The sequence below is a fragment of the Plesiomonas sp. ZOR0011 genome, from assembly GCF_000800945.1.
Classification (GTDB): Bacteria; Pseudomonadota; Gammaproteobacteria; order Enterobacterales; family CAMTGL01; genus Plesiomonas; species Plesiomonas shigelloides.
The window spans coordinates 1-24,474 of the sequence record NZ_JRKB01000014.1; the positions used below are offsets into that span (position 1 = coordinate 1).

At 52.5% G+C, this 24,474-nt stretch carries 18 protein-coding genes and 1 pseudogene; 8 read left to right on the forward strand and 11 right to left on the reverse strand.

Translation table 11 applies throughout. The features are described 5' to 3' along the window. The 5 genes from L975_RS02265 to copA all read right to left on the reverse strand — a co-directional run. Positions 1–1,135 (reverse strand): DEAD/DEAH box helicase (locus tag L975_RS02265; RefSeq protein WP_047706970.1); only part of this gene is annotated, 1,135 nt, incomplete at its 3' end. Positions 1,136–1,484: 349 nt separating this feature from the next. Continuing rightward, the gene (locus L975_RS02270) at positions 1,485–1,727 is read right to left on the reverse strand and encodes a YecH family metal-binding protein (RefSeq protein WP_010862012.1); all 243 of its coding nucleotides are present in this window, start codon (positions 1,725–1,727) and stop codon (positions 1,485–1,487) included. Between the two features lie 251 nt (positions 1,728–1,978). Next, positions 1,979–2,815 (reverse strand): TraB/GumN family protein, encoded by an 837-nt coding sequence (locus L975_RS02275; protein ID WP_010862011.1) that lies wholly within the window; start codon positions 2,813–2,815, stop codon positions 1,979–1,981. A 292-nt stretch (positions 2,816–3,107) separates the two neighbouring features. Continuing rightward, on the reverse strand, positions 3,108–3,554 hold the full coding sequence (locus tag L975_RS02280; RefSeq protein ID WP_047706973.1) for a DUF411 domain-containing protein: 447 nt from the start codon (positions 3,552–3,554) through the stop codon (positions 3,108–3,110). Positions 3,555–3,590: 36 nt separating this feature from the next. Beyond that, positions 3,591–6,707 carry a copper-exporting P-type ATPase CopA gene (copA, locus tag L975_RS02285; RefSeq protein ID WP_052181213.1) on the reverse strand — a complete coding sequence of 1,039 codons (3,117 nt, stop codon included), beginning with the start codon at positions 6,705–6,707 and terminating at the stop codon, positions 3,591–3,593. Between the two features lie 113 nt (positions 6,708–6,820). On the opposite strand from copA, the gene cueR reads away from it, so the two are divergent. Beyond that, on the forward strand, positions 6,821–7,264 hold the full coding sequence (gene cueR, locus L975_RS02290) for a Cu(I)-responsive transcriptional regulator (RefSeq protein ID WP_052181214.1): 444 nt from the start codon (positions 6,821–6,823) through the stop codon (positions 7,262–7,264). A 159-nt stretch (positions 7,265–7,423) separates the two neighbouring features. Here the strand turns inward: cueR and L975_RS02295 are convergent, their stop codons facing one another. Continuing rightward, on the reverse strand, positions 7,424–8,446 hold the full coding sequence (locus L975_RS02295; RefSeq protein ID WP_052181215.1) for a TDT family transporter: 1,023 nt from the start codon (positions 8,444–8,446) through the stop codon (positions 7,424–7,426). A gap of 103 nt (positions 8,447–8,549) precedes the next feature. Here L975_RS02295 and L975_RS02300 point away from each other — a divergent pair, with 103 nt between their 5' ends. Continuing rightward, positions 8,550–9,467: a LysR substrate-binding domain-containing protein gene (locus L975_RS02300; protein ID WP_047706974.1), complete on the forward strand. Its 918-nt coding sequence runs from the start codon at positions 8,550–8,552 to the stop codon at positions 9,465–9,467. A gap of 58 nt (positions 9,468–9,525) precedes the next feature. On the opposite strand, the gene L975_RS02305 is transcribed toward L975_RS02300, so the two are convergent. The 4 genes from L975_RS02305 to folX form a co-directional block, all read right to left on the reverse strand. Continuing rightward, a complete protein-coding gene (locus tag L975_RS02305; RefSeq protein WP_047706977.1) occupies positions 9,526–10,380 on the reverse strand; it encodes a co-chaperone YbbN in 855 nt (284 codons plus the stop codon). Positions 10,381–10,454: 74 nt separating this feature from the next. After that, positions 10,455–11,318: an SDR family oxidoreductase gene (locus L975_RS02310; RefSeq protein ID WP_052181217.1), complete on the reverse strand. Its 864-nt coding sequence runs from the start codon at positions 11,316–11,318 to the stop codon at positions 10,455–10,457. 72 nt (positions 11,319–11,390) lie between these two features. Continuing rightward, positions 11,391–12,296: a TIGR01777 family oxidoreductase gene (locus tag L975_RS02315; RefSeq protein ID WP_047706979.1), complete on the reverse strand. Its 906-nt coding sequence runs from the start codon at positions 12,294–12,296 to the stop codon at positions 11,391–11,393. A 19-nt stretch (positions 12,297–12,315) separates the two neighbouring features. After that, entirely contained in the window at positions 12,316–12,717 is a 402-nt protein-coding gene (gene folX / locus L975_RS02320) for a dihydroneopterin triphosphate 2'-epimerase (RefSeq protein ID WP_010862002.1), read from the reverse strand. A 357-nt stretch (positions 12,718–13,074) separates the two neighbouring features. Between folX and L975_RS02325 the strand changes: the two genes are divergently transcribed. Further along, complete coding sequence (locus L975_RS02325) at positions 13,075–14,157, forward strand: AI-2E family transporter (RefSeq protein ID WP_010862001.1); 1,083 nt, start codon at positions 13,075–13,077, stop codon at positions 14,155–14,157. 796 nt (positions 14,158–14,953) lie between these two features. Here L975_RS02325 and adhE read toward each other — a convergent pair. Then, positions 14,954–17,617, reverse strand: coding sequence for a bifunctional acetaldehyde-CoA/alcohol dehydrogenase (gene adhE / locus L975_RS02330; protein WP_039046152.1), 2,664 nt, complete (start codon positions 17,615–17,617; stop codon positions 14,954–14,956). 677 nt (positions 17,618–18,294) lie between these two features. Between adhE and L975_RS02335 the strand changes: the two genes are divergently transcribed. The 5 genes and pseudogenes from L975_RS02335 to L975_RS02355 all read left to right on the forward strand — a co-directional run bounded on the left by L975_RS02335 (position 18,295) and on the right by L975_RS02355 (position 24,456). After that, on the forward strand, positions 18,295–18,948 hold the full coding sequence (locus L975_RS02335; RefSeq protein ID WP_369795300.1) for a YchE family NAAT transporter: 654 nt from the start codon (positions 18,295–18,297) through the stop codon (positions 18,946–18,948). Positions 18,949–19,808: 860 nt separating this feature from the next. Further along, positions 19,809–21,470 carry an ABC transporter substrate-binding protein gene (locus L975_RS02340; protein ID WP_081632827.1) on the forward strand — a complete coding sequence of 554 codons (1,662 nt, stop codon included), beginning with the start codon at positions 19,809–19,811 and terminating at the stop codon, positions 21,468–21,470. Positions 21,471–21,632: 162 nt separating this feature from the next. Next, positions 21,633–22,553 (forward strand): oligopeptide ABC transporter permease OppB, encoded by a 921-nt coding sequence (oppB, locus tag L975_RS02345; RefSeq protein WP_047706982.1) that lies wholly within the window; start codon positions 21,633–21,635, stop codon positions 22,551–22,553. A gap of 12 nt (positions 22,554–22,565) precedes the next feature. Next, positions 22,566–23,474 (forward strand): oligopeptide ABC transporter permease OppC, encoded by a 909-nt coding sequence (oppC, locus tag L975_RS02350; RefSeq protein WP_010861996.1) that lies wholly within the window; start codon positions 22,566–22,568, stop codon positions 23,472–23,474. Between the two features lie 15 nt (positions 23,475–23,489). Next, a pseudogene (locus L975_RS02355) lies at positions 23,490–24,456 on the forward strand (ABC transporter ATP-binding protein). Positions 24,457–24,474: the final 18 nt, after the last annotated feature.

The following is a 24,474-nucleotide window of genomic DNA, read 5'->3' on the forward strand; positions in this document are numbered from 1 at the left end:
TGTCAGAGGCCGGTTTGTGGCTTCCTACTTCGGGGGTGTACAGATCGTGCGGGTTGCCGGCGTAGTCTAAAATGAGGCAATCGGCTTTATCGGGGGCAAGGCGCAGGCCGCGACCGACAATTTGTTGGTACAAACTCACCGATTCGGTCGGGCGCAAAATGGCAATCAGATCCACATGTGGCGCATCAAAGCCGGTAGTCAGTACCGACACGTTCACCAGATAACGCAAAGTTTGCGCTTTAAACGCCTGAATCAGCTGATCGCGCTCGGTGCTCGGCGTATCGCCGGTGATCAGCGCCGCTTCACCGGCAGGCAGCAGGCCGTAGATCTCTTTGGCATGCTCCACGGTGGCGGCAAAAATCATTACTCCGCGCCGCTCGGCAGCATATTCCATCACCTGCGCAATGATATGTGGGGTGATCCGCTTTTGCTGACGCAGACTGTCATTGAGTTCGCGCTCGGAAAACAAGCCGTTTTGGTTTGGTTGTAGCTTACTAAAATCGTACTGCACGACCGGCATATCGAGGCGATGCGGCGGCGTCAGGTAATGGTTCTTAATCATGTAGCGCAGCGGCAGTTCGTAAATACAATCACGAAACAAGCATTCGGCGCTGCTATCGGCGCGGGTCATGCCGTGGTAGTGGTAGCGGTAAATCCACCCTTTGCCCAGTCGATAGGGGGTGGCAGTGAGGCCGAGGATGCGTAGCTGAGGCTGGTGGTGGCGTAAGTGGTCGATCACTTGCCGATATTGTGAGTCTTCACTATCACCTACGCGGTGGCATTCATCAATGATCAGCAGGGAAAAGGCATCGTTGAAGGCTTCTAAGTTGCGAGCGACCGATTGCACGCTGCCGAATACCACCTTGCCATCGCTCTGTTTGGCATTCAGTCCGGCGGCAAACAAATCGGCATCCAATCCGTAGGCGCAATATTTGGCGTGGTTTTGCTCCACCAACTCTTTCACGTGAGCCAGTACTAACACTCGCCCACGCGCTTTACGCGCCAGCTCCGCAATCACCAGACTTTTTCCAGCACCGGTGGGCAGCACAATCACCGCAGGCGCGTCGTGGTGGCGAAAGTGGGTAATCACAGCCTGTACGGCTTCGGTCTGATAGGGGCGGAGAGTAAAAGCCATGGAGTCGGTAGCCAAATCTCATCAATAACGCAGACTGGCAGTATACCAGCGGTATCGGCGATCCGGTATGGCATGGCCTGGTTTTTTATCCAGTGGCGATCGGTCGTGACCAGTAGCGGCCAGTCGTGAATAGTGCGGCTTCGGTATATCGTGGCTCATTACGTTTGCGAGTGATCACTCCAGCATCAGAACAATGAAGGGCAATGAAAAAAATCAGCAGGGAGTAAAAATGCAAAGCACATCGCGGGGGATATATTGATTTGAACGGCGCGACAGTTTTAACGGGTTAATACTGTCACGCGGTTCGATTAGAGGCTTGGGTTGCTATGAGAACCCAAATCGTCGTCTTTTAGTGACGGCAAATTTTGTCTTCCGACGTGCAAAAACCGTCGCCGGCAGGAATGAATTTCCCTTTGCGCTCTAAAAACTCGACCAGCTCTGCCGCTGTCATGTTTTCTGCCGAGCAGGTATGAAAACGGGTTTCGGCACCGAATTTTTGTTCAATGGCCGCAATCAACGAGGCTTTGGTAAACGGGGTGCTGGCTTGCAGCATCATGTGCATGACTTCATGACCGTGAACTGATGCGCTCATGGGGATCTCCGTTGCAGTAATGGGATAGGTTCAAGATAAGTGGTTATCCTAGCATAAAAGATGCATTAATTATCTATGTTATTGAGTACGGATTTCGCAGAAGGCTAGGTTTTCGAAAATTAGGATCCAGAAAGCCTGCTTGCAGAAAGCTAGGATGCAGCAAATGAGGCGGTAAAAAGAGAAAATGCCGTCGTCGCAAGCGCGCGTTGACGGCACAGAGATTGAACACACAAAAACTGTGGTAACCGGATCTAGATGAGTTTGGCCGCCGATGTGGATGCCGTAGTGGTGGACTGCTGCAGTAACTGCGGCAGGTTATCTTTACCAATTAAGTGCAGCGCACCGACCACCACCATATAACGACCTGGCGGCATGTCTTTAAGTTTATCGGCCCATTTCTGATTACGCTCTGCCAGCAGTGGGCTGTGCAGGCCATCGGCTAAGTCAGGCACATTATCCAAACTCGGAACGGTTTTATCGGTACTGACCCACAACGACTCCACTTGCTTCAAGGTGACCGCGGTGTTGTCCCACTCCTCTAAGGTTTCGACCAGCAGCGGCATCCCATCATCTTCCAGCGTTTCCAGAATATTCATCTGGGTCTGGGAGCCTTCCAGTTCAATGATAGGCAGCGCGCGTTGGCGTGCGTGCTGCAGAATTTGGTAATCGACACCGTATTCGGCGCTCATCCCCAGTTTTTGTGCTTGCATGGCTTGCAAGGTGAGCGCCGCTTGCCATGGATGCAAACTGTTCAGTAACGGCACAGAGAGCCCCGTTTCATGGGCATATTTTTCCAGTAGCGCAAACTGCTCGGTATTCAGACGGGCAGACAGCGGTTGAGTTGGCGGCGCGATCGGCGCCAGTGGTTCAGAGGCCGTAATATCGGCTTCGACAATCAGGGCATCGACCTGATCCAGACGTTCGAGCAGCGAGGCCGGCAGTGTTGCCAAGCGATCGCTAGCCATATGGATACTGCCGACCAGCTCCAGATCAACATCATCCATGCGGACATCCACCGCGGGATAAGCTTGTGCCAGCGGAGAGATTAATCCCAGCCACAGGGCGAGCCTGCTAAAAAGTTTTTTCATAACCTGCTCCGTAACGACAGACAGCGCGTACCGTCGGCTTAGCGGCAATGAGAGATGCAGAGTGTCGTCAGTGGTGACCGGTGAGTGAGCTCGGGCACTGAACGCGTCTTTCATCTTTCACTCCCATTCTCTTACTACTAAGAGTAAGTATTTATAGTGGGTACCTATAGTAAGAAAATGGGGCCGACAGAAAGTTCCTGCAAGCCCCGTAATGAAAATTGTTTCTCTTTACTGCGATTTTACTGCGATACCGCGGTGTTATCGGTGGTGATGGCGTAGCACGCCATCCACATCAGGCACCGTTGTGGCGGCTAAACGCGGTTCGATTGCCTGTCGCATCAAAGGTCACGACCGTGTACGGATCACGGCGATCGCCTTGCTCCATACCTGGGCTACCCACCGGCATTCCCGGGGTGCTGATGCCGCTAATCGCCGGTTTTTCTTTGAGCAGGCGCGCAACATCTGAGGCTGGGACATGCCCCTCAATCGCGTAATCGCCCACAATGGCGGTGTGGCAAGACATCAGCTCTGGGGTAATGTGGTGTTTTTGTTTCAGCTGATACAGGGCGTTGTCATCCAACATCACCGTAGTGACTTCATAGCCTGTCTGTTGCATGTGCTTGGCCCATTCTGAGCAGCAGCCGCAAGACGGCGATTTGTACATGGTGATGCCGGTGGTCGCGGCGAAGCTGGAAGCGGAGACTAGCCCCAGTGCCGCGGCAAATAACGCTCGTTTCATCATGACTCCTTTAAGTAATGGTTCCTGTGTTACGGTTTACTGGTCACCGACGTTTGACTTGTGATCAGCCTCTGCCGGTGAATTTTCGGGGGTAAAGCGCAATAACCGGTTGGCGTTAGAAACCACGGTGATCGATGACAGTGCCATCGCGCCACCGGCGACAATCGGATTAAGCAATACGCCCAAGAACGGATACAAAATCCCTGCGGCAATCGGAATACCCAGGCTGTTGTAGACAAACGCGCCAAACAGGTTTTGCTTCATATTGCGCATCACTGCGCGTGACAGTGCCATGGCATCGGCAACACCGTGCAAGCTATGACGCATCAAGGTCATGGCCGCGGTTTCGATAGCCACATCACTCCCGCCGCCCATGGCAATGCCAACATCCGCTTGAGCAAGCGCTGGGGCATCGTTGATGCCATCGCCAATCATGGCGACCACGTGGCCTTGCTGTTGCAGTTCAGTGATGGCGGCCGCTTTACCGTCAGGCAGTACGCCGGCGATCACCTGATCGATCCCCGCTTCTTTGGCGATAGCATTGGCAGTGATAGGGTTATCACCGGTCAGCATCACCAAACGGAAACCGTCGTGGTGCAGGCGTTGCAAGGCGCTGATACTGTCGGCTCGCAGCGGATCGCGGATTTCCAGCAGGGCAATCAGCTGCTGCTCACGCGCCAGCAGAACCGGCGTGACACCCCGTGAGGCTGCTTGTTCTAGCTGTGCTTGAACGGCGCTGGTATCAATGCTGTTTTGCATCATCAGTGCCATGTTACCGAGTAGCAGTCGCTGCCCATCGGCGCGCGCTTCCACGCCAAGGCCGCGCAGGGTGCGAAACTCGGTCACGGCAGGCAGGGTTAAGCCTTGTGCTTTTTGCAGTACCGCCAGCGCCAGCGGGTGACTGGAGCCTTGCTCTAATGCGCCAGCCCATTGCAGCACCTGCTGCTCATCGGCATCGGCCAGACAGGTAACGGCAGTGACTTGTGGACGCCCTTCGGTCAAGGTACCGGTTTTGTCGAACACCAAGGTATTGACCTTGCTGGCTTGTTGCAGCGCATCGGCATCGCGGATCAGCACGCCGAATTCAGCAGCGCGACCAACACCAGAGATAATCGACATCGGCGTAGCCAGACCCAGTGCACACGGGCAAGCAATGATCAGCACGGTGGTGGCGACAGACAGCGCATAGGCGATTTGCGGCTGCGGCCCCACGAAATACCAAATCAAGCCACTGACGATCGCAATCGCGACCACCACGGGAACGAATACCGCCGAGATTCGATCGGCAATGCGACCTATTTCCGGCTTACTGCTCTGGGCATTACGCACCAGATGGATAATGCGCGACAGGGTGGTCTGGCTACCGACCGCTTTAGCGGTAAATAGCAGACTGCCGTCTTGCACCAGCGTACCGGCGTGTACGGTATCGCCATGCTGTTTTTGCTGCGGAATTGGCTCGCCGGTCAGCATGGCTTCATCCAACCAAGCTTCGCCGCTGCTGACTTCCCCGTCGACCGGAACCCGATCGCCCGTGGTCAGTCGCAGCACCATCCCCGTTTGTACCTCGGCCAGCGGCATGACCTGCTCGCTGCCATCGGCGTGTACCACGCGGGCGGTGGGCGGAGTCAGATCCAGCAAACGCTCCAGCGCAGCAGAAGAGCGCGAGCGCGCTTTTTGTTCCAGCGCATGCCCAACGTTAATCAGACCGATGATCATGGTGCTGGCTTCGAAATAGAGATGCCGCGCTTCAGGTGGGAACCATTGTGGCCACAAGGTCACCACCATCGAGTACAGCCATGCCACACCGGTGCCGAGCGCCACTAAGGTATCCATCGTCGCCGAACCATTTTTCAATGCGCGCCATGCGCTGACATAAAAATGGCGACCAGTGAGGATCATCACCAGCAGCGTCAAGCTACCCAGCCAGGTCCACAACGTCTGGTTATCGGCGGTGATCATCATGTTGTCGCCGATCATGCCCCAGATCATCAGCGGGACACCGGTCCCCAACGCCACGATGGATTGCCAGGTTAAGCGTTTGAGGTTAGCCGCCGCGGCCTTTTGCTGTTTCTCGCGGCGCAGCGCTTCGTCTACCACCACTTCGGCTTGATAGCCGGCATCTGACACGGCCTGTACCAGCGCCTGTGGCTGCGGATGGCCCATCACTAACGCAGTTCGCTCGGCCAGATTCACCCGTGCTTGCTGTACACCTGGTACTGCCTGCAGGGCGTTTTGTACTTTGGTGACACAACTGGCACAACTGAGCCCAGTGAGCATCAATTGGATGGCATCGTCATCGGCGGCGTGATTAACGCTCGCCGCGGTGGGGGCGGCGGCACTCTCCGGTTCAACCTGCGCCTCAGTTGGCGCAGGTATAGTAGACTGCGTGGCGGCTGAAGGCTCAGCGACAGGGCATGCCTGCATCGCCTCAGCCACCTCTTGAGTCACCGGAGCGCGCACAGTTTCTACGCCCTCCGGATCAGGCTTTTTTACTGTGCTCTCCGCTGCCGCATCGGCCAGTTGGGCGTGATAACCCGCCGCTTCGACTGCAGCAATCAGCGCCGCGCTATCGGCAGTGCCGTCGATTTCGGCGCGGGTTTTACTCACGCGTGCATCGGTGACGCCGCTGACTGCCAGTAACGCAGTGCGCGTTGCTTGTTCGCAGCTTTCACACGCCAATCCGCTGAGTGCCAATACCGTAACGGGTGCGCTGGTTTGTGCGGTTTCAGTGTTAGTTTCCGTTTGGGCGGCAGATTCAACCACCTGTGCTTGATAACCGGCCGCGGTGACGGCGGCAATCAGCGCATCGGCTGACGCGCTACCGAAAATCCGCGCGGAAGTTTTATCGACCTCGGCGCTGACGACACCGCTTACCGCTTCCAGTGCGGTTTGGGTTTTGGCCACGCAGCTGCCGCAGGCCAGGCCACTTAAAGACAAAATCAGATCGGGTTTGTTCGCAGTCATCGCTTGATACCCCAGTGCGTTAATTTGTTGGATGAGTTCGTCCACGGGGGCGTCACCGGTCACCTTGGCATACTGCGGGGTGGCGGTCACGTCGGTTACATTTGACAGCGTCAACAGGGTGTTTTTCACTTTGTTGGCGCAACCCATGCACTTTAAGCCTTCAAGGGCTAGCAAAACGGTCGTTGGCATGTGATGCATTCCTTTTTCTGGTTACGCAATTGAATTACTGTAGAGTTACGATAAAGGTTACAGCAAGGGGAAGGTCAAGCAGATCTTTCAAGCGTTAATTTAGGTAAATAAGCATGAATATCAGCGACGTGGCAAAACAGACCGGATTGACGGCAAAAACTCTGCGTTTTTATGAAGATAAAGGGCTGGTGATGCCGATGCGGCAAGACAACGGCTATCGCTTTTATAACGCTAAACATGTTGAGGAGCTGACGTTATTGCGTCAAGCGCGTCAGGTCGGCTTTACGCTGGAAGAGTGTGCCGAGCTGCTGGCGCTGTTTCGCAATCCGGCGCGGCACAGTGCCGATGTGAAAGCCAAAACCGAGCAGAAAATTGCCCAACTTGAACAGCAAATTGCCGATTTGCAGCAGATGCGCACGACCTTGCATGCGCTGGTGGATGCGTGTCCGGGCAACGAAGAGGCCGATTGCCCCATTATTTCCGGATTAAGTGGTGCTTGCCATGCCGCCGCCCCGCATGTCGAGACGACCTGCAAAAAAGCGCATCCGGCTAAATAGCACCCTACATAACATCACCATTTCGAGCCGGTTTCGGGCATTTTCATTGTTAGTGGGAATGGAGGGTAAACCGCAGGCATAAAAAAACCTCCCGCGGGAGGTTTTTTGTTGGTGTCTGTTTTGCGCTTTCTGTCTCAATGCTGACAGAGATTAAGTCACTTAACCGGCTTTGTGGGCAACCACAGACTCTTTTTTCTGGATATTGTTGTTGCCAGCATCGTTATTCTGCGCAGTGCCACGTGGCAGGTAGTTCCACAGATAACGAACAGCGACATAACCGATGATGATACTGGCCACAATCAGTTCAAGGTTAGCCAGTTGATGCACTTGGTTGACATAGTATGGGTCAATGTTCCAGTGACGCATCAGGTTAGTCAGTTTAAACAGCGCGGTTGCACCAATGGCCATCGGGAAGGTGAAGGCCGCATAACCTGGGCTAAATGGCAGACGCAGCAGATGGAAGAATGCCAAGTAAATCAGGAATGTCATCAATACCGCGATACCAAACAGCAGCGCCACAATCACCGGAGACGGATTTGACATTACGGTCAGGTAACCGGCCAGAGACAGACTTGCTGGTGCAGCCATGATAGCGATGGTTGGTTTAGATCCATCCGGCACATTGTGGGTAAAGATAAAGCGGTACAGCATCATTGGCAGCATCACGGCGTAGCACAGCATACCGAAGTTTTGCAGATACTGAGCCACTTCACGCAGTACTGGGTTGTTCGGTACAGATACCGCCGCCACGATGATCCCGATTGGCGGTACGAACCAGCTTGGTACCATGTGATGCAAGGAAAAATCACGGGCACGGTGCACGGTAAACACGGCCAAGAAGACCAAGTGTAATACTACCGCACCAATCCACAGCGCAGAGCCGATAGCCGGTGAATAGTGATCGACAGTCGCTGAAACCACCATGGTGCCCATCGCAAAGGTTGGCGCCACGCTACCCACCACTGGGTGAGCCAGATCATCCAGTAACAGTTGTGGATGCAGAATAAATTTAATGGCGACGACGCTAAGCAGTGCACCGCCAATGATGGCGCCGATTAATTGTGCGTTTCCGTGGAAAGATCCAAAGTTTTCCCAACACCAAAAAATACTTGCAATACCCAGAGCCAATCCCGCCATGGGGGTAGGAACTTTACCAATCTTTCTATGCACTGACTTAATCATGGGTGCCTCAAACAGTCTTATTTCAATGTCAGCTATCATAACTATTTTTGTTAAGTCATAATATTTGAATAAATTAAATACATCGTTCAGAAAGGTTGAATGTATGAGTCTGACCCTCAAACAACTCAGGGTATTCAGCGCAATCGCGTTGCACGGAAACATGACGCAGGCTTCAGAAATGTTGTTCCTGACCAAACCAGCCCTGAGCATGGCGCTGCAAGAGCTGGAAAAGCAGCTAGGACAGCGTCTGTTTGACCGCGTCAACAATCGCCTGCATCTGAACAGCCAAGGGCGTCGTTTGTTGCCGATGGCCGATGAGCTGCTGCAGCGCGCGCACCAGATAGAACAAACCTTTCAGCAAGACACTGAACTTAGTGGTAGCCTGCATATCGGCGCTAGCAACACCATCGGCAATTACATGTTGCCGCAAATGCTGGGGGCGTTTATCGAGCAGCATCCGGAATGTACGCCGCACATCACTATCGATAACACCCATGATTTGGCCGGTAAGCTCACCAGCTTTGAATTGGATATGATTTTGGTAGAGGGCAATCTGCACGATCCGCAGCTGATTTTGCATGACTGGCAACAAGATGAGATGTGGCTGGTGGCGTCACCGCAGCATCCATTAGCGCAGCGTTATCTGGCGACCGGCACCTTGACGTTACTGGATTTTGAAGACCAGTATTGGATTGTGCGTGAACAAGGCTCAGGTTCACGTGAGCACTTCAATACCGCAATTGCGCCACATCTGGATGCGTGGCATTTACGCTTGGAACTCAATCAAAGCGAAGCCATTTTGGGTGCCTGCCGCGCTGGATTGGGTATCGGCTATATGCCAGCGGTTGCGGTAGAGACTGATTTGAAATTAGGGACGTTGTGCCGTTTGCCTCTGCCATTGCCGACCCGCCGTCAGCTGCGCACCGCAATCCACAAGGAAAAATACTTGTCGCCTCTGCTGCGTTGCTTCCACGAGTTTTGCATGGCGTGGCCGCATACCGTCGCTGACCGGTATTGGTAGGCTATCAACAAAAACACCGCCAGTTGGCGGTGTTTTACTCTCGGCTTAATACCGCAGTTTAATACAGCAGCGAATACAGCTGACGACGGTACTGGCCAGCCAGCGGATCGCCATTGCCTAGCGCCGCGATAATGTCGGTCAGGGTTTTACGGGCACCGCCATTGGCTGCGCCCAAATCACGACGCAGGAATCCCATTAGTAGCGACAGCGCTTCTTCGTTACGCCCCACTTGATGCCACTGCAGCGCCAGTTTCACCGCCAGTTCGGCATTGTCCGGTTCTTGCTGCATGGCCTGTTGCAGTTGCTGAATTTCCGGCGTATCGGCGGCTTGACGCGCCAGCTCGATTTGCGCGGTCAGACCTTGCCAGCGGCTATCGCGATCTTGCAGTGGGATCTGATTGAGCAACCCTTCGGCATCATCCATTTTATTCAGCACGATATAGGTTTCTGCCAGCAGCAGCGCAATGTCACTGGCATTGCCAGAGAGCTCCAGCGCCTCTTTCAGCACTGGCACTGCTTCTTGATGTTTGCCTTCCCCCAACAGTTGGATGGCTTGCTCCAGTTTCAGCTCATCTTGCTGTGGTAGGATTTGCAGCAGTTTTTCGCGAATTTCGCTTTCTGGGATCGCGCCTTGGAAGCCGTCTACCGGTTCGCCATTTTTGAACATATACACGGTAGGCAAACTGCGAATACCAAACTGGCTGGCGACGGCCGGTTGCTGATCGCAATCGACTTTGGCCAGAATAAACTGCCCTTGGTACTCATGCGCCAGCTTTTCCAGAATGGGCATCAAACTCTTGCAGTGTGAACACCACTCCGCCCAGAAATCAAACACGACCGGTGTGTGCTGCGCGCGCTCTAAAATGTCGCGCAGGTTGGCATCGGTAACGTCAATAATATAGTTGTTTTCCATGATAAGCCTCGGTCTAGGGTCCGGCGGATATGCTCCTGATATGGGGATGGGTGCCGGTAAGTTCAAGGGGCGTCCTAATCTCCGCGCGCCAGTAGCGCATCTAACCAACGTACCGGCAGCACACGGCGTAAGATGCTGAACACGGTAGTCGGCGTAGTCAGCGGATAGCGTGCTTTCGGGCGTGGGCTTTCCAGCGCATGACGTACCAGCGGTACCACCGATTCAGCGGGTAGGGTAAAGCGATTGCTGATGCCAGCTTTAGACAGTCGCGCAATCTGCTGCTGATATGCCGCCTGATGGACACTGTCATTCAGTGCAATATTGCGCTCAAACGCGGCCAGCGCGTTAGGGCGAAACCGCGTTGCTACAGGGCCGGGCTCAATCAAACTGACATGAATCCCACTGCCGCGCAGCTCAAGGCGTAAGGTGTCGGTCAGCCCTTCGAGGGCAAATTTGCTAGCGTTGTACGCGCCGCGATACTTCATGGCCACCAACCCCAGAATCGAGCTATTTTGGATGATGCGACCATAACCTTGGCGACGCATGACCGGCAACAGGGCACAGGTCAGCTCATGCCAGCCGAACAGGTTGGTTTCAAATTGCTCACGCAGGGCCGCGCGCGGTAAATCTTCCACTGCGCCGGGCTGGCCATACGCGCCGTTGTTAAACAGGGCATACAGGGTGCCGCCGGTGTGCGCCAGCGTGTCAGCCACGGCGCGCGCGATGCTGTCGCTGTCACGTAAATCCAGTTGGACGCAAAACAGCCCTTCCCCTTGTAAGCGGGCAACATCCGCCGGATCGCGACAGCTGGCAATCACGTTATAACCGGCGCGGTGCAAGGCCACCGCTGTTTCATAGCCCATCCCCGATGAGCAACCGGTGATCAGAATAGAGTGGTTATCGATGGGGGCCGTGGATGGCGTATCAGTGCTGTGCATAACGGTTTTCTGTCCATGAAAAAATCGGCGCCCGTGCAAAGACGGGCGGGGTAACGCGGGTGGTTAATCGGATTAATTGGGCTGCGCTTTGAGTAAGCTGGCCAACGCCTCGTGTAAATCGGTATAGCGAAAATGAAAACCGGCTTTATTCAGGCGCGTCGGCAGTGCTTTTTGGCCGGTTAACACGAGGCTGGCCGATTCGCCCATGGTCATTTCTAATGCCATCGCCGGTACTTTCATAAAATGCGGTTTATCCAGCACCTCGGCCAGCGCGGCACTGAAATCATAGTTGCGCGCAGGATAGGGGGCCGTCATGTTAAATGGCCCTTGCAGCGTCGGGTTTTCTAACAAAAAGACAATCGCAGCGACCATATCATCGATGTGGATCCACGGCATATATTGCAAGCCGCTACCCAGTGGCCCGCCGAGGCCTAACCGATAGGCCGGCAGCATTTTGGCTAACGCTCCGCCTTGGGTCGACAGCACAATGCCGGTGCGCATCAGGCACACCCGCGTTTGTGGGCTTTGTGCTTGCAGTGCTAATGTCTCCCAACGAGCGCACAATGCGTGAGTAAACTCCTCGTGCGGCGGGTCATCTTCCTCGACGCACACTTCCCCCTGACGGCCATAAAAACCGACTGCCGAGCCAGATAAAAAGGTGTGCGGCGGCGTCTCACTCGCGTTAATCAGCTGACTGAGTTTTTCGGTTAAATCCCAACGGCTGTGACAGAGCAGCTGTTTGCGCTCCTCGGTCCAGCGTTTGTCGGCAATCGGCTCACCGGCCAAATTGATGACCGCATCAATACCATCGAGTGACGTCCGATCACCGAGCGAATTCCAGAACACCATGTTGCTGCCTAATACCGATCGGGCACGATCGGTGTCACGGGTCAGAATGGTCAGTTGATAATGCTCTTTAAGAACCCGAGTTAGGGCTCGGCCAATCAGGCCGGTAGCGCCGGTGATCAGAATGTTCATGGTAAAGCGCCTCCGGGAGTTATTCCTTACGGTAGCTCAGGGTCAAGGATACAGAATCGGCATAGCGCAGTGCGTGCGGCTTATCCACTTCCGCGCTGGCAAACGTGACCCACTCATGGCTGCTGGCGATGTCCAGAATGTCTTTGGTCAGGCGCTCGAGCAGCAAGAAACGGTTATTCTCTACGTGCGCAATAATGGCTTTGGTAATGGTGCGATAGTTCAGCGCGTCGGCCACGTTATCGCTCAAGCTGGCTTGCGATGCGGGATAGTGAATCTCCACATTGATCACCACATCCTGCGTGTTTTTCATCTCTTCTTCATTAAAGCCGATGTAAGTGCGCAGGCGCAGGTTCTTGATACGGATCACCGCATCGGTGGATTTCTCAGACAGGGATTGTTCTTGCGTTGGTTTTCCTTGCATAGCGTCGTTTTCCTATTTTTATCGTACTGGTTTTACTCTTTACCGAGCTTATTATTGTATTTTCCGGCCATTATCTATGGCTTGAACCAAGGTGCAAAGACGCCCGTTTCAGGTTGGGTCAGTGTAAAAAAGTACGCTTTTTATGTTAATGCGCTTCTTGAACAGTATGGCAGAATATAGCGATGAATTAGGTTACATACTGATCAAAAAGCAATTTACCTTCTTTTGCTGGCCGCAGCACCTGTTGCGTCTTGAGCATGTTGTACCACAGCTGATTTGGCAACGTGCTATATCATGTGCGGTTTTATGACGTGAAAGAGGGAATTTTAACCGTAACGCGCTGAAGAGAAGGATGTTATGTCAGAGGGTAATAACCGCGAGGCGGGAGTTCGCTGTACGGTATGGTTGGCGGCGCTGGTGGTGATTTTAGCCGGCGTGAAAATTGCCTCAGAGATTGTGGTGCCATTTTTACTGGCGCTCTTTATCGCCATTGTCTGTCATCCGGTGGTGGATTTGATGGTGCGCCGCCGTGTGCCGCGCATTGTGGCGATTTTACTGGTCCTCAGCGTGGTGGTGTTTGCATTGCTGTTACTGGGTGGCTTGTTGGGGGCATCGATTAATGATTTCACCCGCACCATCCCGCAGTATAAGGATCAGATCACGCAGCAGGTGTACCACGTGCTGGCGTTGGCCGAGAAGCTGAATATCACTATCTCGTCTGAGCAAATCCACCAGATGTTTGACCCGAGCGTGATTGTGAAAACGGTCAGCCGGATTGTCTCTAGTTTTTCCGGCATCATGGCTAATGTCTTTTTGCTGCTGTTGACCGTGGTGTTCATGTTGTTTGAAGCGCCTGCGGCCAAAGGCAAAATTCATCTGGCGCTGGATGATCCCGAGATGGGCCTCAAGCATGTGGATCGGGTGCTGGACAGCGTTAACCGCTATCTGGCGATCAAAACCTGGGTGAGTTTGTTAACCGGTGTGCTGGCGTGGGGGCTGCTTTCTGGCTTAGACGTGCGTTATGCCGTACTGTGGGGCACTTTGGCCTTCTTGCTCAACTACATTCCGAATATCGGTTCGGTGATTGCGGCAATTCCGCCGGTGTTACAAGCCCTGTTGCTCAATGGCGTGCCGGAAGCCTCTGGCGTGGCGCTGGGTTATGTGGTGATCAATTTGCTGTGCGGTAATGTGCTCGAGCCGCGTTATATGGGCCGTGGTTTGGGGTTGTCGACGCTGGTGGTTTTCTTATCATTGATTTTCTGGGGCTGGTTACTGGGTTCGGTAGGCATGTTGCTCTCGGTACCTTTGACCATGGCGGTGAAAGTAGCGCTGGAAGCCAGCCCAGCCCATCGTAAGCTGGCTATCTTGCTTGGCGATGGCCGCGAGGTAGAAAACTCCTGCAACGGATTATCGATACAGCCGCCATCCCATCCCGAGTGATGATTCGTTTCACATTAGGCTTACGCGATTCAGCGAACAAATCCGGCGAATAGTTTCGCCGGCTTTGTTTTAATGCTTGTCAGCGCGTGGGCTTAGGAGGAAACTTGCCTCATCGAAACAGCTGACATCAACTTCAGCTGTTTAAAAACAACAACGTAAAGAAAGATGAAGCAAGTGACAGGGGAATACCCAGCGTGTAAATCCTGTGCGGTAATCGCTTTATGTTGTGCGGCGTAAGCCACTAAATTTACACGTGATGTAAATAAAAAAGTCTGAAAGACACCTTAAAAAAATAAGTAACATTGCTCTGCCCTACAAACATGCAGTTCTGAGAATAAAGGTGCAAAGACACCATAACCGGAAAGCTTGTGACGTGGCGTTATTGATGTTGAAGATTGATGGTTAACTGTTGATATTCAAGATGAATAGGTCATGAAGCAGCACCTGCATGATGCCATCTTAGTGATGACAAGAGCGCTACGAACGTAAAAGTATAAGTAGCAAATAGATGTTGCGAAGATAAGAAATGCGAAAGATAAGAAACGCGATAAAAAGATAAGCCTCTGAAAAGATAGACCTCTGGTAGATATTCTTCCAGAACGATAATAATAACAGCGATCCTCCCCCTGAGTTGAGTCTGATAACGTGAAGCCCTACATGGCAACCGCAAGGTTGCCATTTTTTTTACCTGATTTTTACCTAAACGTCGCAGCAATAAAAAAGCTCCCCGTAGGGAGCTTTGTTGAGAGTAGCAAAGCCGGTCAGAATGACGACTCGCTATGTCTATGACTGAGTCTTACTTCGCTTTTGCCGCTTTCTCAGCTTTGGCTTTTACTGGTGCTTCAACGTGAGCGGTTTGCTCAACGTATGGACGACCGTAGTAAGAATCCAGCAGAACTTGCTTCAGTTCGCTGATCAGTGGGTAGCGAGGGTTCGCACCAGTACACTGGTCATCGAAGGCTTCAACCGCCAGCGCATCCACTTTAGCCAGGAAGTCAGCTTCGTTGACACCGGCATCGCGGATAGAAGCAGGGATACCCAGCTCAGCTTTCAGGCTATCCAACCAGTGCAGCAGTTTCTCAATCTTAGCCGCAGTGCGGTCACCGGCAGCAGTCAGACCCAAGTGGTCAGCCACTTCTGCGTAACGACGACGTGCTTGCGGACGGTCGTACTGAGAGAAGGCAGTTTGCTTGGTTGGGTTGTCGTTCGCGTTGTAGCGAATGACGTTGCTGATCAGCAGGGCGTTCGCCAAGCCGTGTGGAATGTGGAACTCAGCACCCAGCTTGTGCGCCATGGAGTGACACACACCCAGGAAGGCGTTCGCAAACGCGATACCGGCGATGGTGGCAGCGTTGTGCACTTTCTCACGAGCAACCGGATCTTGCGCACCCAGCTTGTAGCTTGCTGGCAGGTATTCTTTCAGCAGCTTCAGCGCTTGCAGTGCTTGGCCGTCAGAGTATTCGTTCGCCAGAACAGACACGTAAGCTTCCATGGCGTGAGTTACGGCATCAACACCACCGAACGCACACAGAGACTTAGGCATGTTCATCACCAAGTTGGCATCAACAATCGCCATGTTTGGTGTCAGCTCGTAGTCAGCCAGTGGGTATTTCACGCCAGTACGGTCATCAGTTACTACCGCAAATGGTGTTACTTCAGAGCCAGTACCGGAAGTGGTAGTGATACATACCAGTTCAGCTTTCACGCCCATTTTCGGGAACTTGTAGATACGCTTACGGATATCCATGAAGCGCATTGCCAGTTCTTCGAAGTGAGTGTTTGGATGCTCGTACATCACCCACATGATCTTCGCGGCATCCATTGGTGAACCACCGCCCAGCGCAACGATAACGTCAGGCTTGAAGGAGTTCGCCATTTCAGCGCCTTTGCGTACAACAGACAGCGTTGGGTCAGCTTCTACTTCGTAGAACACTTCCACTTCCATCTTCAGGCCTTTCAGCAGACGAACAACTTCGTCAGCGTAGCCGTTGTTGAACAGGAAGCGGTCAGTCACGACCATTGCACGTTTTTTACCTTCCAGATCACCCAGTGCGATTGGCAGTGAGCCACGACGGAAGTAGATAGATTTTGGAAGTTTGTGCCACAGCATATTTTCTGCCCGTTTTGCGACTGTCTTCTTGTTGATCAGGTGCTTAGGACCTACGTTTTCAGAGATGGAGTTACCACCCCATGAACCGCAACCCAGAGTCAGAGACGGTGCCATCGCGAAGTTGTACAGGTCACCGATACCACCTTGAGTGGTTGGGGTGTTGATCAGGATACGGGCAGTTTTCATCTGCTCGCCGAAGTACTTCACGCGGTCAGCGTTGCGGTCTTGGTCAGTGTACAGACCAGAGGTGTGGCCGATACCGCCCAAGTTGACCATCTGGCAAGCCATCTGCACGGCTTCTTCGAAGTCTTTAGCGCGGAACATACCCAGCAGTGGAGACAGTTTTTCGTGCGCGAATTCTTCTTCGTCGCAGATCTTCACGCCTTCACCGATCAAGATCTTAGTATCTGCTGGCACGGTAACACCTGCCATTTCAGCGATTTTAACTGCTGGCTGACCCACGATCTTCGCGTTCAGCGCACCGTTGATCAGGATAACTTTACGTACTTTGTCTGCATCTTCTTTTGACAGCACATGGCCTTTGTGAGAGGCGAAACGCTCTTTCACTTGGTCGTATACTGAGTCAACGACGATCACGGCTTGCTCGGAAGCACACACAACGCCGTTATCGAAGGTTTTAGACATCAGCACGGAAGCCACTGCACGCTTAACATCGGCAGTTTCATCGATAACAACAGGTACGTTACCAGCACCTACACCGATAGCAGGCTTACCAGAAGAGTAGGCAGCTTTCACCATGCCTGGGCCACCGGTGGCCAGAATCAGGTTGATGTCGTCGTGACGCATCAGCGCGTTAGACAGCTCAACAGATGGCTCATCAATCCAGCCGATGATGTCTTTTGGCGCGCCAGCAGCAATGGCGGCGTCTAACACCAGCTTAGCAGCAGTGTTGGTGGAGTTCTTCGCACGTGGGTGCGGAGAGAAGATGATGGCGTTACGGGTTTTCAAGGAGATCAGCGATTTGAAGATCGCCGTAGACGTTGGGTTAGTGGTTGGTACGATACCGCAGATGATGCCCACAGGCTCAGCGATGGTGATGGTACCGAACTCGTCGTCTTCGCTCAGAATTCCGCAGGTTTTTTCGTCCTTGTACTTGTTGTAGATGTACTCGGATGCAAAGTGGTTCTTGATAACTTTATCTTCGATGATGCCCATGCCGGACTCTTCTACCGCCATTTGCGCCAGAGGAATACGAGCATTGTTCGCTGCCAGAGCTGCAGCACGGAAGATAGTATCAACTTGTTCTTGAGAAAAATTCGCAAACTCTTGTTGCGCCTTTTTCACACGTGCGACCAGCGCATCCAGTTCAGCAAGGTTAGTAACAGCCATGTTTATCTCCTGAATAAAGTGAAAACTTTTTATTAAGCGGTCGGTTGTGGTGCATCAATCCATTACACATCCATCACATTGCAGCGGTGTATCAAGCAACCCTTTTGCAGCAATGTTTCAGTATATGCGGGCTTGATAAATTTACATGACTCTTGCCGTATCACACCCGTGAGGTAACGCGCTTAGTAAACTGTTTTCGTTCAGTCAGTAGAGCGAGGTTTACGTTATCGAATCAGGTTTACCTGATGGAGTGCTGTGCGCTGTTTTAGCGTGCTGCTGCGTTGCAAAAACAGAATGTGATCAACACCGGATAACTGTAATTTAGTTTCGCCACACTGACCGTGTTCTTCCGTAAACTTACGACATTAGCATACGCATTTATTTGTCAGACTTGTGTGACTAAATTCACAAATTTCATCAGCTGACTCCTTTCAGCTTGGTCGTTTGATGCTCAAATGTGCACTGTGTGTTGTGGCTTATGTAAACATACAGTGTCTAAAATGCTATCGTTATGCATGGTGTTGGTGCGCAATAAAACACCATAACCGAAGGAAAACTAAGAGAATAAGACTACTTACACAGCATAGACTCAGTGATGTAATTTTATTAAATTAGAGCCGGAAGAATATCTTCTACAGGTATTTGCTGAGCAATTCCTTATTCCGTCTGTCTGCTTACTGGAGTTAAGCGTGGCCCATTTATTTGATATTGCTATTTTTACTAAGTTTTTCATTGGGTTATTCGCTTTGGTAAACCCAGTCGGGATCTTGCCGGCGTTTATCAGCCTGACCAGTCACCAAAGTGAGGTGCTGCGTAATAAAACCAACCTGACGGCAACGGTGTCAGTGGCGATAATTTTGTGGGTGGCGTTGTTTCTGGGGCAGGGGATCTTGCAGATCTTCGGTATTTCCTTGGAATCGTTCCGTATTGCCGGTGGTTTTCTGGTGATCACCATCGCGATGTCGATGATCAGCGGTAAGCTGGGTGAAGATAAGCAGAACAATCAGGAAAAATCAGAATCAGCGCTGCGCGATAACGTGGGCGTTGTGCCGTTGGCGCTGCCATTGATGGCCGGTCCGGGTGCGATCAGCTCCACCATTGTATGGGGTACGCGCTATAACCAGTGGTACAACATGCTGGGTCTGAGTGTAGCAATCGCGCTGTTTGCCCTGATGTGTTGGGCGATTTTCCGCGCCGCGCCGTATATTGTCCGTCTGTTGGGGCAGACCGGTATCAACGTCATTACCCGTATCATGGGCTTGATGCTGATGGCGCTGGGGATTGAATTTATTGTAACCGGTATTCGCGCCTTGTTCCCAGGTCTGGCGTAATTGGCGAGCGTACGTCTTTGAGTTGTTATTCCTTGTGTCTCGCTCAAGTTCTATAGCCTAACGCAGATAGCATAAATAAAACGGCAGTGAAGTCTTTCACTGCCGTTTTTGCATCTGGGGTACCAAACGCCGGAGTGCGGTAGCTGAGCATGCGGAGGTTGAGTCTCTTGGTCTGTGCTGTTGTTCTGTTTCTTGTTTCCTATATCGTGCTTTTTGTCCTTCAGCGTTATTTGGCTTGGCTTTTGCGCTGAACCGGCGATTTTCCCTATTTTTTCTGCTGTATTCGGCTCATGCCTAAACGGGCTCTGGGCCTGATCACTGTTGGCGTTTTTTTCTACGTTCAGACTAAATTTTGTCTTATCGGTAATCGGCTATTGTGCTTCGCTTAAATAGCTGATATGAGTGTTATATGCGCGATTGATGTAATATTGTTCTGATAATTGGTTATAAAATAGACGCAAGGTCTGGTCAGGCCTGCAGGATATTTCACTAACTGATTGATTGGTAAGTTGTTCGTATAATTCACGGTGCTGGTGTGTTTCTGGTGTGTAAAATATCGGTTACATGTGTAAATAAAAGCTACCGCACAGAAAAGGTTATTTTTTCTGGTTAATTATGCTAACGGGATGATACATAATCGGTGCGCAAATCAGCGGTGGTTTTGGCCGTTCGCTGATTCCCGTAAAGGTACTGAAAATGACAGGCAGGGCTTGTGCGGGGAAAGTAAGAACATGTTTTAAATCATGTGCTTACTCAGGTTTCACCGGATAGTGAACACCTTAAATTAATAGCGGAGATTAAGAATGACTTATAACAAGAAAAAACTGGCAGTTACCATTGCAATGCTTGCCGGCGTGACAATGGGCCTTACCGGTTGTGATAACAACTCCTCCTCATCCAGCGCACCGGCCAGTGCAGCTGCTGACGCAAACAAAACCGATAAAGCGACACCTGCCAAAGTCGACCCGAATGCCAAGACCAAAAATGGTGATGTGCTGGCGGCGACTCAGACGCTGGTGCGCAGCAATGGTGATGAGCCGGCCTCTTTGGATCCACACAAAGTGGAAGGGGTACCGGAATCTAACATCATCCGTGATCTGCAAGAGGGGATCGTGAATCTGGACGGTAACGGTCAGGTGATCCCTGGTGTTGCAGAAAGTTGGGAGAACGAAGGCTTCAAACGTTGGGTGTTCCACCTGCGTAAAGATGCTAAGTGGTCTAACGGCCAGCCTGTGACGGCGGATGACTTTGTGTTTAGCTGGCGTCGTCTGGTCGATCCGAAAACCGGTTCGCCATACTCTTCATATCTGGAATATGCTCAGATTGAGAACGTCAGCGACGTTATCAACGGTAAAAAGCCGCCAGAAGCGCTGGGCGTGAAAGCACTGGATCCGTACACCTTGGAAGTGGTGCTGTCGAAGCCGGTGCCTTATTTTGTGAAGATGCTGTCACACACCTCCACCAAGCCAGTAAACAAGGCGGTGGTTGAGCAGTTTGGTGATAAGTGGACCTCCCCAGCCAACTATGTCAGCAACGGTGCCTATAAGCTGAAAGATTGGGTCGTGAACGAGCGTATCGTGCTGGAGCGTAACCCGCAGTACTGGGATAACGCTAACGTCACTATCGATCAGGTCACTTATTTGCCAATCAATGATGAAACCGGTGTGAACCGCTATCGTGCCGGCGAAGTGGATATGACCTATAACACGCTGCCAATTGAGATGTTCAAGAAGCTGCAGGCCGATATCCCACAAGAAGTGCGTGTTGACCCGTATCTGTGCTCTTACTACTACGGCGTGAATACGGCTAAAGCGCCATTTAATGATGTGCGTGTGCGTAAAGCGCTGTCACTGGCGGTGGATCGTGACGTGATCGCCAAGCAGGTGATGGGCCAAGGCCAGATCCCTGCCTATATGTTTACCCCAGAAATCACCAACGGTTTTGACGGTAAAAACCCTGAGTGGGCAAACTGGACACAAGATCAGCGTAATCAGGAAGCTGCGAAATTGCTGACTGAAGCGGGCTTTGATAAGAGCAAGCCGCTGAAATTTACTCTGCTGTACAACACCTCCGAAAACCACAAGAAAGTGGCCGTGGCCATCACTTCAATGTGGAAGAAAAATTTGGGCGTGGATGTCGCACTGGAAAACCAAGAGTGGAAAACCTTCTTGGATAACCGCCGCTTGGGTAACTATGACGTGACTCGTGCAGGCTGGTGTGCCGACTATAACGACCCGACCGCCTTCCTGAACATTTTGCTGTCGAAGAGCAGCAACAATGACATGAAGTACAAGAGTGCCGAGTTTGATAGCACCATGGTGAAGACGCTGGAAGCGGCGACGGATGCTGAGCGCGCTGCGCTGTATCAAGCTGCTGAGGCGATTGCCGATACCGATGCGCCGTTGATCCCGCTGTACCACTACGTTAGCACCCGTTTGGTGAAGCCGTATGTGGGCGGTTATAGCGGTAACAACCCGCAGGATGAGATTTACAGTAAAGATCTCTATATCAAACAGCACTAAACCTATGTGCTGATGCCAGCCGCTCTTTTGCCGGGAGCGGCTTGGCAATCAGCGTCTGGGTTACAGGCACAAGAAAACCACACGTAAACGCAGGGAGCGCGTTAATGCTCTCTACATAACCATAAACAGCGTTTACGCCGTGTGACAGGGAGGATGTGCGCAATGTTGAAGTTTATTCTTCGCCGGCTTTTGGAAGCCATTCCAACGCTGCTGGTTTTGATCACCGTTTCGTTTTTTATGATGCGTTTGGCACCGGGAAGTCCGTTTACCGGTGAACGCAGCCTGCCGCCGGAAGTTCTGGCCAATATCGAAGCCAAATACCACCTGAATGAGCCGTTATACAGCCAGTATTTCCGTTATCTCGGTCAGCTGGCGCAGGGGGATTTTGGCCCATCGTTCAAGTACAAAGATTTTTCCGTTAATGATCTGGTGTCGCAAGCCTTTCCGGTATCGCTCGAGATCGGGATTTACGCCTTTACCTTGGCGCTGATTTTGGGGGTAACGGCAGGTGTGATTGCCGCGTTGAAGCAAAATACGGTGCTCGATTATACGGTGATGGGGTTTGCCATGACCGGTGTGGTGATCCCGAGTTTTGTGATTGCGCCGCTGCTGGTGTTGCTGTTCTCGTTGGGGCTGAAACTGTTACCGGCCGGGGGCTGGAATGACGGTAGCCTGATCAATATGGTACTGCCGGTTTCAGCGTTGGCGATTGCCTATATCGCCAGTATTGCGCGGATCACTCGCGGCTCGATGATTGAAGTGCTGCACTCTAACTTTATCCGTACTGCGCGTGCCAAGGGCTTACCGCTGCGCCGCATTGTGCTGCGTCATGCTCTCAAGCCTGCCATGTTGCCTGTTATTTCCTATTTAGGCCCTGCATTCGTCGGCATCATTACCGGTTCGATTGTGATTGAGACCATTTTCGGTCTGCCGGGGATTGGCCGTTTGTTCGTGAACGGCGCGCTGAACCGTGATTACTCGATGGTGCTGAGTCTGACCATTTTGGTCGGTACCCTGACTATCTTGTTTAACGCGATCGTAGACATCCTGTATGCCTTCATCGATCCGAAAATCCGCTATTAATCGGGGTGTTTTATGATGATGACGAAAAAAAATGCCGCCGCAGTGGAGCAATTCGCCGGTCAGCTGGATATTGAAGGCCGCAGCTTGTGGCAGGATGCGTTTCGCCGCTTTAAAAGCAACCGCGCGGCGATGATCAGCTTGATGATTTTGTCGTTGATTACCTTGTATGTGCTGTTCGGGCCGTCTTTGTCGCCGTTTGCGTTTGATGAGACCGATTGGAGCGCGATGAGCGTCGCGCCTGCGCTGGAGGGAAATCACTACTTCGGAACTGACTCGCTCGGTCGCGATCTGTTTGTCCGTACCGCCTTGGGGGGGCGAATTTCCCTGATGGTGGGGCTGGCCGGTGCGCTGGTGGCGGTGCTGTTTGGCACCTTGTATGGCGCAACCTCCGGTTATCTGGGCGGACGCGTCGACTCACTGATGATGCGGGTGTTGGAAATTCTGAACGCCTTCCCATTCATGTTCTTCGTGATCTTGCTGGTGACTTTGTTCGGCCGCAACATCTTCTTGATCTTCGTGGCGATCGGCATGGTGTCATGGCTGGATGTGGCGCGGATCGTGCGTGGCCAGACCTTGAGTCTCAAGCGTAAAGAGTTTATTGAAGCGGCGCTGGTGTGCGGGGTGTCGTCACGCAATATCGTGATGCGTCATATCGTGCCGAACGTGCTCGGCGTGGTGGTGATTTATGCGTCGTTGCTGGTGCCGGGCATGATCTTGTTTGAATCCTTCCTGAGCTTCTTAGGTCTGGGGGTTCAAGAGCCGATGACCAGTTGGGGTGCGTTGTTGCAAAGCGGTGCCACCACCATGGAAGTGGCTGTATGGCAGCTGCTGATCCCCGCTTGTTTTCTGATTATTACGCTGTTTTGTTTCAACTTTATCGGTGATGGGCTGCGTGATGCCCTCGATCCGAAAGATCGTTAAGTCAGGGAGTACCGTATGAAGTTGTTGGATGTCAAAGATCTGCGGGTCACCTTCTCTACGCCAGATGGTGATGTGACGGCGGTTAACGATCTGAACTTTTCCTTGAGCGCGGGTGAGACGCTGGGCATTGTTGGCGAGTCCGGCTCTGGTAAATCGCAAACCGCGTTTGCCATCATGGGCTTGCTGGCTAAAAACGGCACCATTGGTGGCTCGGCTAAATTTATGGGTAACGAGATCCTGAATCTGCCGGAATCGCAGCTTAATCGTCTGCGCGCCGAAGAAATTGCCATGATCTTCCAAGACCCGATGACCTCGCTGAACCCGTATATGCGGGTGGGCGAGCAGTTGATGGAAGTGCTGATGCTGCACAAGGGCGTCAGCCGCAATGAAGCGTTTGAGCAATCGGTGAAGATGCTGGATGCGGTGAAGATGCCGGAGGCGCGTAAGCGCATGCGCATGTATCCGCATGAGTTTTCGGGGGGGGATGCGCCAGCGGGTGATGATCGCCATGGCGCTGCTGTGTCGCCCGAAACTGTTGATTGCCGATGAACCAACCACTGCGTTGGATGTGACGGTGCAAGCGCAGATTATGGAGCTGCTGAACGAGCTAAAACGCGAGTTCAATACCGCCATTATCATGATCACCCACGATCTGGGTGTAGTGGCGGGGATCTGTGACAAGGTGCTGGTGATGTATGCCGGTCGTACCATGGAATATGGCATGGCACGCGATATTTTCTACCGCCCAAGCCATCCGTATTCGATTGGTCTGCTGGATGCGGTGCCGCGCTTAGATAGTAGTGGCAGTGAGCTGGCCACCATCCCGGGTAATCCACCGAACTTGCTGCGTTTGCCGCAGGGCTGTCCGTTTCAGGAGCGCTGCCTGAAAGTGAGCGATATTTGCCGTCAGCAAAGTCCGGCATTGATGTCATTTGGTGAAGGGCGTGAACGCGCCTGTCATTGGAACTGGGAGAAGGCATGATGATGAATGACGTAACCG

Bases quoted from the DNA above. Each gene is read 5' to 3' on its own strand.
- oppC (WP_010861996.1), top strand. From the start codon at position 22,566: ATGATGATGACGAAAAAAAATGCCGCCGCAGTGGAGCAATTCGCCGGT.
- L975_RS02300 (WP_047706974.1), top strand. From the start codon at position 8,550: ATGAGTCTGACCCTCAAACAACTCAGGGTATTCAGCGCAATCGCGTTG.
- adhE (WP_039046152.1), bottom strand. From the start codon at position 17,617: ATGGCTGTTACTAACCTTGCTGAACTGGATGCGCTGGTCGCACGTGTG.
- L975_RS02310 (WP_052181217.1), bottom strand. From the start codon at position 11,318: ATGCACAGCACTGATACGCCATCCACGGCCCCCATCGATAACCACTCT.
- folX (WP_010862002.1), bottom strand. From the start codon at position 12,717: ATGCAAGGAAAACCAACGCAAGAACAATCCCTGTCTGAGAAATCCACC.
- copA (WP_052181213.1), bottom strand. From the start codon at position 6,707: ATGCCAACGACCGTTTTGCTAGCCCTTGAAGGCTTAAAGTGCATGGGT.
- L975_RS02305 (WP_047706977.1), bottom strand. From the start codon at position 10,380: ATGGAAAACAACTATATTATTGACGTTACCGATGCCAACCTGCGCGAC.
- L975_RS02295 (WP_052181215.1), bottom strand. From the start codon at position 8,446: ATGATTAAGTCAGTGCATAGAAAGATTGGTAAAGTTCCTACCCCCATG.
- L975_RS02340 (WP_081632827.1), top strand. From the start codon at position 19,809: ATGGGCCTTACCGGTTGTGATAACAACTCCTCCTCATCCAGCGCACCG.
- L975_RS02275 (WP_010862011.1), bottom strand. From the start codon at position 2,815: ATGAAAAAACTTTTTAGCAGGCTCGCCCTGTGGCTGGGATTAATCTCT.
- oppB (WP_047706982.1), top strand. From the start codon at position 21,633: ATGTTGAAGTTTATTCTTCGCCGGCTTTTGGAAGCCATTCCAACGCTG.
- L975_RS02280 (WP_047706973.1), bottom strand. From the start codon at position 3,554: ATGAAACGAGCGTTATTTGCCGCGGCACTGGGGCTAGTCTCCGCTTCC.
- L975_RS02315 (WP_047706979.1), bottom strand. From the start codon at position 12,296: ATGAACATTCTGATCACCGGCGCTACCGGCCTGATTGGCCGAGCCCTA.
- L975_RS02325 (WP_010862001.1), top strand. From the start codon at position 13,075: ATGTCAGAGGGTAATAACCGCGAGGCGGGAGTTCGCTGTACGGTATGG.
- cueR (WP_052181214.1), top strand. From the start codon at position 6,821: ATGAATATCAGCGACGTGGCAAAACAGACCGGATTGACGGCAAAAACT.
- L975_RS02270 (WP_010862012.1), bottom strand. From the start codon at position 1,727: ATGAGCGCATCAGTTCACGGTCATGAAGTCATGCACATGATGCTGCAA.